The organism is Nitrospira sp. (assembly GCA_029194535.1).
Taxonomy (GTDB): domain Bacteria; phylum Nitrospirota; class Nitrospiria; order Nitrospirales; family Nitrospiraceae; genus Nitrospira_C.
In genome coordinates, this window is the sequence record JARFXR010000001.1 from 1,444,713 (window position 1) to 1,458,618 (window position 13,906).

At 58.4% G+C, this 13,906-nt stretch carries 11 protein-coding genes; 9 read left to right on the forward strand and 2 right to left on the reverse strand.

The features are described 5' to 3' along the window. From P0111_06565 to P0111_06595, 7 genes are all read left to right on the forward strand, one after another. The gene (locus P0111_06565; protein ID MDF0643676.1) at nt 1-522 is read left to right on the forward strand and encodes a DUF4149 domain-containing protein; all 522 of its coding nucleotides are present in this window, start codon (nt 1-3) and stop codon (nt 520-522) included. After that, on the forward strand, nt 519-1,694 hold the full coding sequence (carA, locus tag P0111_06570; GenBank protein MDF0643677.1) for a glutamine-hydrolyzing carbamoyl-phosphate synthase small subunit: 1,176 nt from the start codon (nt 519-521) through the stop codon (nt 1,692-1,694). Before P0111_06565 ends, carA begins: the two co-directional genes overlap by 4 nt. Beyond that, complete coding sequence (sppA, locus tag P0111_06575; protein ID MDF0643678.1) at nt 1,684-2,658, forward strand: signal peptide peptidase SppA; 975 nt, start codon at nt 1,684-1,686, stop codon at nt 2,656-2,658. The genes carA and sppA overlap by 11 nt, the downstream gene beginning before the upstream one ends. Before the next feature lie 7 nt (nt 2,659-2,665). Next, nucleotides 2,666-3,649: a M48 family metallopeptidase gene (locus P0111_06580; GenBank protein MDF0643679.1), complete on the forward strand. Its 984-nt coding sequence runs from the start codon at nt 2,666-2,668 to the stop codon at nt 3,647-3,649. Nucleotides 3,650-3,657: 8 nt separating this feature from the next. Further along, nucleotides 3,658-6,921 (forward strand): carbamoyl-phosphate synthase large subunit, encoded by a 3,264-nt coding sequence (gene carB / locus P0111_06585; protein ID MDF0643680.1) that lies wholly within the window; start codon nt 3,658-3,660, stop codon nt 6,919-6,921. A 2-nt stretch (nt 6,922-6,923) separates the two neighbouring features. Then, nucleotides 6,924-7,400: a transcription elongation factor GreA gene (greA, locus tag P0111_06590; protein MDF0643681.1), complete on the forward strand. Its 477-nt coding sequence runs from the start codon at nt 6,924-6,926 to the stop codon at nt 7,398-7,400. A gap of 137 nt (nt 7,401-7,537) precedes the next feature. Then, the gene (locus P0111_06595) at nt 7,538-8,350 is read left to right on the forward strand and encodes an SAM-dependent chlorinase/fluorinase (GenBank protein ID MDF0643682.1); all 813 of its coding nucleotides are present in this window, start codon (nt 7,538-7,540) and stop codon (nt 8,348-8,350) included. Between the two features lie 39 nt (nt 8,351-8,389). On the opposite strand, the gene P0111_06600 is transcribed toward P0111_06595, so the two are convergent. Both P0111_06600 and bioA read right to left on the reverse strand, forming a co-directional pair. Beyond that, nucleotides 8,390-9,607: a hypothetical protein gene (locus tag P0111_06600; protein MDF0643683.1), complete on the reverse strand. Its 1,218-nt coding sequence runs from the start codon at nt 9,605-9,607 to the stop codon at nt 8,390-8,392. A 174-nt stretch (nt 9,608-9,781) separates the two neighbouring features. Further along, nucleotides 9,782-11,161 carry an adenosylmethionine--8-amino-7-oxononanoate transaminase gene (bioA, locus tag P0111_06605; protein MDF0643684.1) on the reverse strand — a complete coding sequence of 460 codons (1,380 nt, stop codon included), beginning with the start codon at nt 11,159-11,161 and terminating at the stop codon, nt 9,782-9,784. 157 nt (nt 11,162-11,318) lie between these two features. Here bioA and lepA point away from each other — a divergent pair, with 157 nt between their 5' ends. Next, on the forward strand, nt 11,319-13,118 hold the full coding sequence (lepA, locus tag P0111_06610; GenBank protein MDF0643685.1) for a translation elongation factor 4: 1,800 nt from the start codon (nt 11,319-11,321) through the stop codon (nt 13,116-13,118). A gap of 2 nt (nt 13,119-13,120) precedes the next feature. Then, the gene (lepB, locus tag P0111_06615) at nt 13,121-13,891 is read left to right on the forward strand and encodes a signal peptidase I (protein ID MDF0643686.1); all 771 of its coding nucleotides are present in this window, start codon (nt 13,121-13,123) and stop codon (nt 13,889-13,891) included. Nucleotides 13,892-13,906: the final 15 nt, after the last annotated feature.

Below are 13,906 nucleotides of genomic sequence, written 5' to 3' on the forward strand. Positions count from 1 at the left end.
GTGAATCGGTGGACGCATTGGGGGTTGCTGTGCGGACTGACGTTGGAGTTGCTCGCACTGGCGACCTGGGTCGGCGGACTGATCGTGTTGATCGGCGCGCTCATCCCAGCGGTGTTCAATACGCTGGGAGGCCAAGATTCTGGGGGATTTCTGCTCACTCGGGCGTTTGAAGGCTACAACCGATTGGTCGTGGTGGCCATGATCGTTCTGGCGGTTGTGGCGGTCTTTCGGCAATGGAGCGGTCATCCGGCGGTCCGGGTGAGCCGAACCGAAATCGTGCTGCTGGCGGCGATGGGGATTCTCTTGGGCGCAATCGTCCTCGTGCTCCATCCGCAGGCGGCGACGCTCCAGGCGGAGGCCTTTGCCGCGAAGGATGAACAGACCAGGAAGGCCGCGTTCGAGGCGTTTTTTCGTTTGCATATGCCGGTTCGTTCTCTCTACATGGTGAACATGGGTCTGGGGATCGCGCTTCTGACCATGAAAGTCACACGGCTGGTAGCCAGCCGGGAGCCACATTTATGAGCAGGGCATTGTTGGCCTTGGCTGACGGAGCTGTGTTTGAAGGACAGTCCCTCGGGTACGAGGGCGAAACCGTCGGCGAGGTGGTGTTCAACACGGCGATGACCGGCTATCAAGAGGTATTGACGGACCCTTCATACAAAGGACAGATCATCACGATGACCGCTCCGCATATCGGAAATTACGGCCTGACACCGGAGGACGTGGAGTCACGCCGAGTCTGGGCGGAGGGTTTCGTCATCAAGGAGGGAAGCGCCCTCACCAGCAATTGGCGCAGCCGTCACCAACTTCATGAATACCTAGAGGCCGCGAAGCTTGTCGCGATCGAAGGACTCGACACCCGGGCCTTGACTAGGCACTTGAGGCAATACGGTTCGCAGCCTGGCGTGATTACTCACGGTGCGGTCAGTGAAGCGGCCGCGGTCGAAAAAGCCAAGCAGGCTCCCAGTATTGTGGGAGTCGATCTGGCTGGGGCCGTGACCTGTTCACAGGCTTATCAATGGTCGCATGGGTCTGACGAGTGGACGCCCTCATCCGACCGCCCCCGGGCCAAGTCGCGCCGCCGGTGGAAGGTCGTTGCCTATGATTTCGGCGTGAAGCAGAATATTCTGAGGCGTCTTGTCGACGTCGGATGCGACGTGACGGTGGTTCCGGCCTCGACGACGGCGAAAGATGTCGAGGCGCTCGAACCCGACGGAATCTTCTTGTCGAATGGCCCCGGCGATCCCGAAGGGGTTCCCTATGCCATAGAGGCGATCAGGACCTTGCTCGGGCGTCGGCCGATATTCGGAATCTGTCTGGGGCACCAGGTCCTTGGCTTGGCCATGGGACTCAAGACCTACAAACTGAAATTCGGCCACCATGGCGTGAATCATCCGGTGATGGACCTGCGCACGCGAAAGGTCGAGATCACCTCTCAAAACCACAATTTTGCCGTCCAAGCCACCGGTGTTGTATCTGCGATCCCGGAAACTCCGCCCCTGGTCGAGACCTCCTTCGGCAGGGTGGCCGTGACCCATGTGAGTTTGAACGATCAATCGGTCGAAGGGCTTGCCTGTGTGGACCAGCCGGTCTTTTCTGTACAATATCATCCGGAAGCGTCCCCCGGGCCGCACGATTCGGCCTACTTGTTTACGGATTTTGTTGGCGTCATGGAGAAATTGTATGACTCATAAGATCTATCAAATCCTTGCCCGCTCCTGTATCGCGGGAGCGACACTGCTCCTCACAAGCTGCATTACTGTAAACCTCATCCAACCGCCTGGTCCGGTACAGGAGACGGTCTTGAGCGGGAAGGGCGATGCGAAGGTGCTGTTGCTCGATCTATCCGGGGTCATCGGATCGCAGGACAGGGACGGATTGATCCCTCAGCCGAACATGCTGGCGACGTTTAAAGAAGAGTTATCCAGAGCATCGAAGGACGACAAGGTCAAAGCGGTGGTCGTCCGGATCAACAGCCCCGGAGGCACGGTCACGGCCTCCGACATCTTGTATCATGAACTCAAGACCTTCAAAGCGACGAAGCGAGTTCCGGTCGTGATCTCCATGATGGATGTCGCCGCGTCGGGAGGGTACTACTTGGCGATGGCCGGCGATTCCGTGCTGGTGCATCCCTCGACGGTGACGGGCAGCATCGGGGTGATCATGCTCACGGTCAATGCCCGGGGATTGTTGGAGAAGGTAGGAGTGGAAGCCAATGCCATCACGTCAGGTCCCAGGAAGGACATGGGATCTCCGTTCCGTGTGATGACCGGGGAGGAAAAGGCCATCTTTCAGGGCGTGATCGATTCATTCTATCAGCGGTTCCTGACGGTGGTGCAGGAAGGCCGGCCGGATCTTTCAGCAGATCAGATCAAGAAATTGGCTGACGGGCGGATTTATTCCGGTGAGCAGGCCAAAGCAGTGGGCTTAGTCGACGACATCGGCTATCTGGAGGAAGCCATCGAGCAGGCCAAGAGGAAAGCCGGATTGAAAGAGGCTCGAGTGGTCACCTATCGGCGCCCTGGCGAGTATCAGAACAATATCTACTCCCATGCATTGCAGGGAACCGGATCGGGCTTGGCAAGTCTGGCCAACATCGATCTGCTGTCCATGGTGCGGGGAGGGACGCCGCAATTCATGTATCTGTGGATGCCGTGACGATCTGATGGGGACGTTGCAGACTCAGGGAATGGAATGCCTAGGAAAATCGGTTGAGCGCGTGCTTGTCGCGACGATCGACCGCCGAGCCATGTTGACACTGGGCATGCGCGGAGCGATGGGATTATGCGCCGCACTGGGTATGGGCGCCTTGAGCGGCCTGATGGGTAGTCTCAGCGGCTGCTATCGAGCACCGGGCACCGCGCGCGATCAGCTCATCTTCTTTTCGGAGGAAAAAGAATTGGAGTTCGGGCTCAGCGCGTATCGCGAAGTCTTGCGGCAGGCGCGGTTGAGCGACGATCCAGACAAGAACGACTTGGTGCAACGGGTGGGGAAAAAAATCGCCGAAGTGACGAACAAGCCCGAATACCAATGGGAGTTTGCCCTCATCGATGATGACAAAATGGTGAACGCCTTTTGCCTTCCCGGGGGCAAGGTGGCCGTGTTTAGCGGCATCTTGAAACACACCAAGAACGATGCCGGCATGGCGACCGTGATGGGACACGAAATCGCCCACGCCTTGCAACGGCACGGCGTCGAGCGAATGAGCCGGAGCATCATCGACCAGATTGCACAGTTAGGCGCATTGGGCGCAGCAGCGTCTGGTCAATCCAGCGGTGCGGCGATTCAAGGGTTGCTCGGTGCCTATGGCGTCAACGTGTCGTTGCCGTTCAACCGCAAGCAGGAGTCGGAGGCCGACTACATCGGCCTGAGGCTGATGGCGCAAGCAGGATACGATCCGCATGAAGCGGTACCTTTCTGGGAACGAATGAGCGGATGTCCCAGGCAGATGATCGACAAACTCTGCTTCCGGTCCCAGCACGCGATTCCAGAATTTCTGTCGACGCACCCGTCCGACGTCACCCGGATGAACCAAATCGAAGCATGGCTGCCCGAGACCATGCAGTACTACCATGGGGCCACCGGAAAGACGACGCCGGCGCCCGCGCCCTATATACCTTCCATCGGCCCAATGCCGAAAACCAGCTGACTGTCGATATGCCGAAACGTACCGATATCCGCACGGTGCTACTGATCGGATCGGGTCCGATCGTCATCGGACAAGCCTGTGAATTCGACTATTCGGGAACGCAGGCATGCAAGGCGCTGAAGGAGGAGGGATTTCGAGTTGTCCTCATCAACAGCAATCCGGCCACCATCATGACCGACCCCGAACTGGCTGATCGGACGTACATCGAGCCCATTACCGTGGACGTCGTTGAGAAAGTCATTGAACGGGAGCGGCCCGATGCGCTGCTGCCGACCATGGGCGGACAGACGGCATTGAACATCACGATGGGCCTGGTCAAGCGGGGGACGCTGGAGAAATTCGGAGTCACACTCATCGGTGCCTCGGCCGAAGCGATTCACAAGGCCGAAGACCGGGATGCCTTCAAGCAGGCGATGCAACGAATAGGCCTGCGGGTTCCGGAGAGCGGAACCGCTCACAGCCGTGAGGACGCCGTCCGCGTCTTGGACTCGGTCGGGTTTCCCGCCATCATCCGTCCGTCGTTTACCATGGGGGGAACGGGGGGGAACATCGCCTACAATCGGGAGGAGTTTGAAAAGCTTATCGAGTGGGCTCTGGCGATGAGCCCGGTGGGACAGGTGCTCATTGAGCAGTCCCTCATCGGATGGAAGGAGTATGAACTGGAGGTCATGCGGGATCTCAAGGACAACGTGGTGATCGTCTGTCCGATCGAGAATTTTGATCCCATGGGTGTTCATACGGGCGACAGCATTACCGTGGCGCCGACCATGACCTTGACCGACAAGGAATACCAGCGCATGAGGGACGCCGCCGTGTGGATCATCCGCGAGATCGGCGTGGATACAGGTGGTTCCAACATTCAGTTCGGTATCAATCCGGACAACGGCGCCATGGTGGTGATCGAAATGAACCCCCGGGTCTCGCGGAGTTCCGCGTTGGCCTCGAAGGCCACCGGGTTTCCGATCGCCAAGATCGCCGCCAAACTGGCGGTGGGGTATACGCTGGACGAAATCACCAACGACATCACCGGGGTGACCAAGGCCTCCTTCGAGCCGACCATCGACTACGTCGTGGTGAAGATTCCTCGGTTCGCGTTCCAGAAGTTCAAGGGAGCCGATCCGACTCTGACCACACAGATGAAGTCGGTGGGAGAGGTCATGGCGATCGGTCGAACCTTCAAGGAGTCCTTGCAAAAGGCCATTCGTTCTTTGGAATTGGAACTGAACGGGCTGGCGTCTCGCCTGGGGCTGGACCGGGGGATTCCCGAAGGGTTTGACCGAGATGGCGCGATCGAGCGCATGCTGCGGCAGCTGCGAACGCCGGTTCCCGAACGGATGTGGCAAGTTGCGGATGCCATCCGTCTCGGTTTGACGAACGAGGAGTTGTTCGCTCTCACCAAAATCGATCCCTGGTTCCTCGAGCAACTACGGGACCTGATCCGATTCGAATCGTCGCTTCTCGCTCAGGTCGGATCTGCAGCCGAGGAGATCGAAGACGGCCTCCTCCGCCGAGCCAAAGCGCTGGGCTTTTCTGATGAACGCATCGGGCAATTGACCGGTGTTCCGGTTTCCGCAGTCCGCGCTCAACGGAGTCGATGGGGGCGCGGAGTCACGTACAAGCGGGTCGACACCTGCGCGGCCGAGTTCGAAGCGCAGACGCCGTATCTTTATTCAACCTATGGAATGGAATGCGAGGCCCGTCCTACCGGCCGCAAGAAGATCATGATCCTGGGCGGTGGACCGAATCGAATCGGTCAGGGGATCGAGTTCGACTATTGCTGCGTGCATGCGGCCATGGCGCTCAGGGATGAAGGCGTCGAAACCATCATGGTGAACTGCAACCCGGAGACTGTCAGCACGGACTATGATACGTCGGACCGCTTGTATTTCGAGCCTTTGACCGAGGAAGACGTGCTCAACATCGTGAAGTGCGAGGAGCCGCTCGGAGTCGTGCTTCAGTTCGGCGGGCAGACTCCGTTGAAACTGGCGTTGCCCCTGTCGAAGGCTGGTGTGCGCATCCTGGGAACGAGTCCGGACGCCATTGATCGAGCCGAGGATCGCGAGCGTTTTCGAGACCTGCTCAACAAGCTTGGTCTCCGTCAGGCCGAGAGCGGAACGGCCCGATCCATAGACGAAGCGGTCCGCGTGGCCTCAGAGATCAGTTATCCGGTCATGGTCCGGCCGTCATATGTCCTGGGCGGCCGATCCATGCAGATCGTCTATGACGAACCAGGGTTGCTGGCCTACATGGCCTCTGCCGTGAAGGCTTCGCCCAAGCATCCGGTTCTTATCGACAAGTATCTGTCCGACGCGATCGAGGTTGATGCCGACGCCATCTCCGACGGCACGAGCGTGGTGGTCGCCGGGATCATGGAGCACATTGAAGAAGCCGGGGTCCATTCCGGTGATTCGGCCTGCTCGTTGCCGCCATATTCCCTCACCGATTCGCTCGTAGAGGAGATCCGCCGTCAGATGGCGGCGCTAGCCTTGGAACTTGGGGTCGTCGGCTTGATGAACGCCCAGTTTGCCGTGAAGGAAGATCGGATTTACGTCCTAGAAGTCAATCCTAGAGGGTCGCGAACGGTCCCTTTTGTGAGTAAGGCCATCGGAGTTCCCTTGGCCAAGCTCGCGATGAAAACGATGCTCGGCAGGAGCCTCAAGGAGCTGGGCTTCACGCAGGCCCCTGCGCCGCTTCACTTGTCCGTGAAGGAATCCGTCTTTCCGTTCAACAGGTTTCCAGGGGTGGATGTCCTCCTTGGGCCTGAGATGAAATCGACAGGTGAGGTCATGGGGATCGACGCGGATTTCGGATGGGCTTATGCCAAATCGCAGGGGGGAGCCGGGGCGATGCTCCCACGAGGAGGGACGGCGTTCATCAGCGTGAAGGAGGGAGACCGAGCTGCGGCTCTCGAGGTCGCCAGGCATCTACGCCGGCTGGGTTTTTCCATTTTGGCCACAAGCGGTACCGCGGCCTATCTCCATAGCCACGGGATGGAGGTGCGGACCGTTCATAAGGTCACCGAGGGAAGACCGCATATCGTGGACTATATCAAGAACGGGGATGTGGCCTTGGTGATCAATACGGTGCGAACCGCATCCGGTCATCAGGATTCGCTCTCCATCAGGCGCGAAGCCTTGAACAGGGGGTTGGCATATTTCACGACGATGCGCGGTGCTCGTGCGGCTGTCATGGGGATCGAAGCGGTCGTCAAGAAGGAGTTGGCCATCAAGACTCTGCAAGAGCATCACTGTACGTCGAGAGGAGATGCATAGGCATGCCGACGCCCATCACCAAGAAAGGCTACGACGCGTTGAAAGCGGAGCTGGACCGCTTACGCAAGGTCGAGCGTCCGCAGGTCATTGAAGCCATCGCGGAGGCTAGGTCCCACGGTGATCTGAGCGAAAATGCGGAGTACGATGCCGCGAAAGAACGTCAGGGATTCATCGAGTCTCGCATCGTCGAAATCGAGACGAAACTGGCTGACGCGCGCGTCGTCGAGATTGCGGGCCGAAAGTCGGATACCGTAGTCTTCGGCGCGACCGTTTCGGTGATTGAGCAGGAGTCGCAGTCCAAACGACAATATACGCTGGTCGGTCAGGACGAAGCGGATATGAAGTTCAACAGAATTTCCATCCAGTCTCCGGTCGGGCGGGCATTGATCGGTAAGCGTGTCGGCGATTTTGTCGAGGTCAAGACGCCGGCCAAGATGGTGGAGTACGAGGTGGTGGAGATCCGCTTCGAGGATCTCTAGCTGGTTCCGCGGGAGCCGGTTACGGAGCATGGCGGGGGTGACAGCGTCCCGCTCGAAGCTCCGCCGCTCCCTGGGATTTGGCGTCAGCCCGCTTCCCGCTGGTTCGGACCCGCATCACACTGAAAGGTCCCATCTCGGTGTCGCACCCCTTGGGATTGATCACTCTGTTGACGGACTTCGGAAGTACCGATTGGTTCGTGGCGAGCATGAAGGGCGTCATCCTCTCGATCAATCCCCAAGCGACGATCATCGATCTGACCCACGAGGTTCCTCCTCATGCCGTTGAGCATGCCGCATATCTCCTTAGGTCGTGCTATCGGTCGTTTCCACCAGGCACGGTGCATGTCGCCGTGGTCGATCCAGGCGTAGGCAGCGAACGGCGACCGCTGATCGCCAAGAGCGCGCGGTACTTCTTCCTCGCGCCCGATAATGGTTTGCTGTCGCACGTGGCTGAGGACGAGCAGGACATCGAAGTGCGGGAGATCGAGAACAAGCAATACCGCTTGGAACCCATCGGACGGACGTTCGACGGACGAGACCTGTTTGCTCCCGCTGCGGCTTGGCTCACGAAACACGAATCATTTGCCTCATTCGGACGGCTACTGCAGTCGTATAGGAAATTCCACGCTCACTCGCCTCGATGGGAGCGTGCGGGGGAGCAGGCGGCACTGGTCGGAGAAGTCGTTCACATCGATCGCTTCGGTAATCTGATCACCAATCTCGCCACCGACCACGTCAAGCAATGGCAGGCGGTGGCCAAAAGGCCGAACCCTACGATTCGTCTCCTCGGTCATGTCATTGAGGGCTTGGTGGGGAGTTATAGTGAGGGGGATTCTCAGACTCCGCATGCTTTGATCAATAGCGGAGGCCACGTCGAGATCTTTTTGAAAGAGTCGAGCGCCTCTCTTCGGTTGTCCATTTTGCGCGGCGAGCCGGTGCGGCTTTCCTAAGTCGTGAAGTCACGAATAAGACGGTAGGCTGCGATGGTATCAGAGCGAGGCGAGTACGAACCTCACGACTCCGGAGATATCCTCCGTGTCGGCCGACGGCGTCGCGTGATTCGTTTGGCGGGTGTAGCCTGCTTCCAGCGAAATCAAGGTCATCCAATGTGCCGACTGCTGCAGGTCCCAGGCCAACACGCCTTTTCCCCCAAGGTTCTCGAGATCAACCAGTCTATCGCGTGAGCGAACGCCGGCGTAATTACCCGCGGCGGTGATCAAGAGCCGTTGGCTCTGCTTGTATTGCAGCGCGAGCGACGCCGAAGGGGAATCGATCCGCACGCCGGACCATTCCTGTTTTTCCTCCCGATAAATGAGGGTCGGTGCGATGGTCAATGTATTCAACGGGCGAAAGGACGCCGTTAAAAGCTGCATCTTGATGTTGCTCTCGGCTCCATTGCGAAACAGATCGTTGCCGATGATGTAGGTCGAGGCCAGCGTGGCGTTCCAACGAGCACTGTTATAGGCGAGTGCCGCTTCCAACGTATGGTTATGGGTCCGCTGAGGGGCCAGGTTGATGGGATTGAGCGTGCTGCTGAGCGAATTCTTCGCGTAGGTCAAGGTCAGCGACGGCCAGGCCGGCTTATTCCAACCGACACCGACTCGTCCGTAGGTCTGTTCGAGCCGGCTTCGGGCAGCGTCCCCGGCGACATTGTTCCATTGCTGGCCGATTGTGCTGCGGAGCGTCGTCCAGCCGTGTTTCCATTCTCCCCAGACTTCCCGCACCGCCGTATCCGGTCCATTGAGAAAGGCCTGCCCGGCTGAGCGGTACATCATGCCGTAACGGATGACGCCGGCTGTGCCGGTTAAGCCGACTCTGACCATCCGGGCGGAGATGTCGTCGTATCTGTTGCCGGGAACGCTTCCCAGAATCCAGCCTGTCCCCCCCTGATTGCTGGCGACCTCCGCTTCAGTCGTGAATGTCCCCTTCAACCAGGTTGTTGCGGCCAGCAAGCCCTGCGTTCGCGGCTGGTCGGTTTCGGGTGACAGGTCCCGCAGGCGGGAGGAGACGACGGGTCGTGAGAAGGTGGAGGACAGGTTCGTCTGATACAAGGAGGGAGGCGTATGAGGGACAGGACTGGCCGACTCCTGGTCGGAAAACAAGGCAGCCCATCGCTCGGAGATATGGTCCGGTTGATCGGCCTGGGTTCGGTAGGGAACAGTCAGCAGGATGATACTTAAGAGGATAATTCGGAGGCAAATCCACATGATCCGTATGTTCCAGAACGTCGGACCACATGAAGTCTAGCACTCGAAATTTACCCATCTAACTTATTGGTTTATAAGGGTTGTCAATGCTCGCACACGATTGTTTCCTGAGCGTAGTCCACTATCAACAGCAGGGTATAAACCGCAGGGGCGACGGAGGGATGCTGAGTCAGTCTAGGACGCTGATTGGATCTCGGTTACTTGCTCAATGGACAGCCGCAGCAGGGCCACCATCCGTCTCAGCGTGGGAACAGTTGTTGTCAACGGCGGCATGAGGACCATGATATGTCCGAGGGGGCGGAGCAGGAGCCCTCGCCGGCGAGCCTCCTGCGCGACACGATGACCTATTCTCATTTCGACAGGATAAGGTTCTCTGGTCGGCTTGTTTCGTACCAGCTCGACGCCGACCATGAATCCTTGCTGGCGGACGTCTCCGACGTGACGAAGCGAGGAGATGGATTCAAGGAGTCGGGTCATCGCGATGATCTTGGGTCGTAGGCGCAGCAAGGTCCGTTCCTTTCGGAAGACGGCAAGATTGGCGAGCGCCACGGCGCAACCCAACTGGTTGCCGGTGTAGCTGTGCCCATGAAAGAAGGTCTTGAATTCCTCGAATTTCCCCCTGAAGGCCGCGTACACCTCCTCCGTGGCGAGCGTGGCGGCTAAGGGCATATACCCGCCCGTGATGCCCTTGCTGATCGCCATCAGATCCGGGGTCACGTTCTCGTGTTGGCAGGCGAACAACTTCCCGGTCCGCCCGAATCCTGTCGCGACTTCGTCGGCAATCATGAGCACGTTATGTTGACTGCAGAGCGTGCGGATGCGTTTCAAGTATCCGGATGGTGCCACAATCATTCCCGCAGCGGCCTGCACAAGCGGTTCGATGATCAATCCCGCGAGCTCATGACCGCGCGTCCGCATGATCTGCTCGATCGGATCCAGGCAGGCGATCCGACAGGAGGGGAATCGAAGGTTCAGCGGGCAACGGTAGCAGTACGGTGGTTCGGCTTCGATGGTCGGGAAGAGCAATGGTTTGAAGCGAGAATGGAACGCTTCGATATTGCCGACGCTGACGGCGCCGATCGTATCCCCATGGTAGGCGAGCTTGAGATGCAGAAAGAGGTGTTTGGGACCGGCTGTGGGATCGCGCTGCTGCCAGTACTGGACGGCCATCTTAAGGGCTGCCTCCACGGCGGTGGAACCGTCATCGGAGTAGAACACGCGCCGCAGCCCTGTGGGTGCCAGACGGATCAGCTCACGGGCCAGCAAAATGGCTGGAGTATTCGAGAGACCCAACAGCGTGGAATGCGCGATTCGGCCCAATTGATTCCGAAGCGCGCGATCGAGTGTTCGATGTCGATGGCCGTGTAGGTTCACCCAGATTGAGGACGTGCCGTCGAGGTACTTACGACCCGCTCTGTCAATCAGGTAGGGGCCGTTGCCCCGCTCGATGATCAACGGTTCCTCCTCTTCCCATTCCTGCATCTGGGTAAAGGGATGCCAGAGGTAGGTCCGGTCCCACTGACCCAACTGCGCCGTGGTGATGCGTTTCGGCATTCTGCGGTAGCGGTCGGATGGTGATCGGCGAGGAGAATCACGCGCCGTTGCGGCGATTCATCAACGTGCGTCGCGAATTATACGAGCGGCTGATCGCTTTGACAACCTTCGGGTCAGTTACTATAATGAACCGATTTTCCTCAGAATGAGCCTGGATTTGCAAAGCCTTATACGCAATTTCTCAATTATCGCCCATATCGATCACGGCAAATCGACCCTCGCTGACAGGTTCTTAGAAGCTACTGGCGCCGTTACTGCCCGGGAAGCCAAGGATCAGATCCTGGATGCCATGGATCTGGAGCGCGAGCGGGGCATTACGATCAAGGCTCATGCCGTGGCGATCAAGTATCGCGCCAAGGACGGCCGGACCTACTCGCTGCACTTGATCGACACGCCGGGGCACGTCGACTTCACCTACGAGGTTTCTAGAAGCCTTGCCGCCTGTGAAGGAGCGCTCTTGCTCGTCGATGCGACCCAGGGAGTTCAGGCCCAGACGATCGCCAATGTTAACCTGGCAATGGCCAACAGGCTGACCATTATCCCGGTCATCAACAAGATCGATCTGGCCAGCGCCGATGTCGAGAATACGAAGCACTCGATTTCCGAAGTGCTGATGCTCGAGTCGAACGATGCGTTGCCGATCAGCGCCAAGGAAGGTCGCGGGGTACCCGAAGTCCTGGAAGCCGTCATCGAACGGATCCCTCCGCCGTCCGGCGATCCTGCCGCCCCGCTCAAGGCCCTGATTTTCGATTCCTGGTTCGACAACTATCAAGGTGTGATCGTGCTGACGAGAATCGTCGATGGAACGGTGCGGCCCGGCATGAAGATCAAGGTCATGTCGAACGACAGGACCTTCGAGGTCATGGAAGTCGGCCACTTTACGCCGAAGCGGACCAAGAAAAGCGAGTTGTTGACCGGCGAGGTCGGCTATCTCTGTGCCAACATGAAGGAAGTCGCGGACGTCAAGATCGGTGACACGCTCACTGACGCGATTCAGCCGACGTCCGAACCCTTTCCCGGCTATAAAGAAGTGAAGCCACTGGTATTTTGTGGTCTCTACTCGACGGACACCTCGAAATATGAAGACCTCCGGGACGCGCTCCTGAAGCTTCGACTGAACGATTCCTCGTTTGTCTATGAACCGGAAACCTCGCTTGCGTTGGGGTTCGGGTTCCGATGCGGCTTTCTCGGGCTGCTCCACATGGAGATTATTCAGGAACGACTCGAGCGGGAATATGGGTTGACGCTCATCACGACGGCGCCGACCGTGGTGTACCGCGTGACGACGACGAAGGGAGAGATGCTGGAGATCGACAATCCGGCCGAATTGCCGCCCCCAAACAGCATTCAGTCCTTCGAGGAGCCGTTCATTCTCGCCACGGTCATCACACCCGAGCGTTACATGGGCGCCATTCTTCAATTGTGCCAGGAGCGGCGAGGCATCCAACGCAGCATTCACTTCTTGGACCCCACCAGAGTCATGATCAGTTATGAGCTGCCGTTGAACGAGGTGATCCTCGACTTCTACGACAAGCTGAAGTCGCGCACGCAAGGTTACGCGTCGCTCGACTATGAATTGTTGGGATATCGGGAGTCCGACCTCGTGAAGCTCGACATCCTTTTGAACGGAGAAGCGGTTGACGCGTTGTCCTTCATCACGCACCGGGACCGATCCTATCCGCGCGGGCGGCAGTTGGCGGAAAAGATGAAGGAATTGATTCCTCGGCAAATGTTTGAGATCGCCATTCAGGCCGCGATCGGCAACAAGATCATTGCGCGCGAGACGATCGGTGCTATGAAGAAGAACGTGACGGCTAAGTGTTACGGCGGCGACATCACTCGAAAGCGAAAGCTTCTGGAGAAACAAAAGGAAGGGAAGAAGCGGATGAAAGCCGTCGGCAGTGTCGAGGTGCCGCAAGAGGCCTTTCTGGCGATTCTCAAGGTCGGTGACGAATGAGCATGGAACCAAACAGACCGGGCACGGAGGATCTTGTCTCTCCCGTCCGGGAGACGACGCAGGATGCCGGCAACTCGGCGTCGTTGGCGGAACAGGCCGCCATGGTCCAGCCTGCCAGAAAGTCCGTCTTTCGGGAGTATGCCGAGGCGATCGTCGTGGCGATGCTCTTGGCCTTTGCCATCCGGGTGTTCGTCGTACAGGCGTTCAAGATCCCCTCCGGTTCGATGATCCCCACCCTGCTGATCGGCGATCACATCCTCGTCAGCAAGCTGTCTTATGGAATTCAATGGCCGAGTCAGTGCAAGTTTCAATGGGGATTTCCGCCGATCAACTGTTATGCGTCCCATGCCATCGTCGAGTTCGGGAAGCCGCAGCGAGGCGACATCATCGTGTTTCGCTTCCCCGAGGATGAAGAAAAGGATTTCATCAAGCGGATCGTCGGCATCCCGGGTGATCAGGTGCAGGTGAAGAACAAGGTCGTGTTGGTCAACGGAGTGTCGCTGGACGACAAGACGTTTACGCAGCGCATCGACCCCGGCATTATCGACGGGACCATCAACCCGCGGGATAACTTCGGTCCCGTGACGGTGCCCGAGGGGTCATATTTCGTCATGGGTGACAATCGCGACCAGAGTCTCGACAGCCGGTTTTGGGGCTACGTGCGGGAAGAAAAGATCCGCGGCAAGGCATTTCGGATCTATTGGTCATGGAGCGGTCATGGACAGTGGACGGAATGGGTTCGATGGGAGCGGTTCGCCAAGGCTATCCAATGAGCAGGTCTCCTCGAT

Excerpts from the sequence above, each read along its gene's own strand:
- carA (MDF0643677.1), top strand. The coding sequence starts at position 519 with ATGAGCAGGGCATTGTTGGCCTTGGCTGACGGAGCTGTGTTTGAAGGA.
- sppA (MDF0643678.1), top strand. The coding sequence starts at position 1,684 with ATGACTCATAAGATCTATCAAATCCTTGCCCGCTCCTGTATCGCGGGA.
- P0111_06580 (MDF0643679.1), top strand. The coding sequence starts at position 2,666 with ATGGGGACGTTGCAGACTCAGGGAATGGAATGCCTAGGAAAATCGGTT.
- carB (MDF0643680.1), top strand. The coding sequence starts at position 3,658 with ATGCCGAAACGTACCGATATCCGCACGGTGCTACTGATCGGATCGGGT.
- greA (MDF0643681.1), top strand. The coding sequence starts at position 6,924 with ATGCCGACGCCCATCACCAAGAAAGGCTACGACGCGTTGAAAGCGGAG.
- P0111_06600 (MDF0643683.1), bottom strand. The coding sequence starts at position 9,607 with ATGTGGATTTGCCTCCGAATTATCCTCTTAAGTATCATCCTGCTGACT.
- bioA (MDF0643684.1), bottom strand. The coding sequence starts at position 11,161 with ATGCCGAAACGCATCACCACGGCGCAGTTGGGTCAGTGGGACCGGACC.
- lepB (MDF0643686.1), top strand. The coding sequence starts at position 13,121 with ATGGAACCAAACAGACCGGGCACGGAGGATCTTGTCTCTCCCGTCCGG.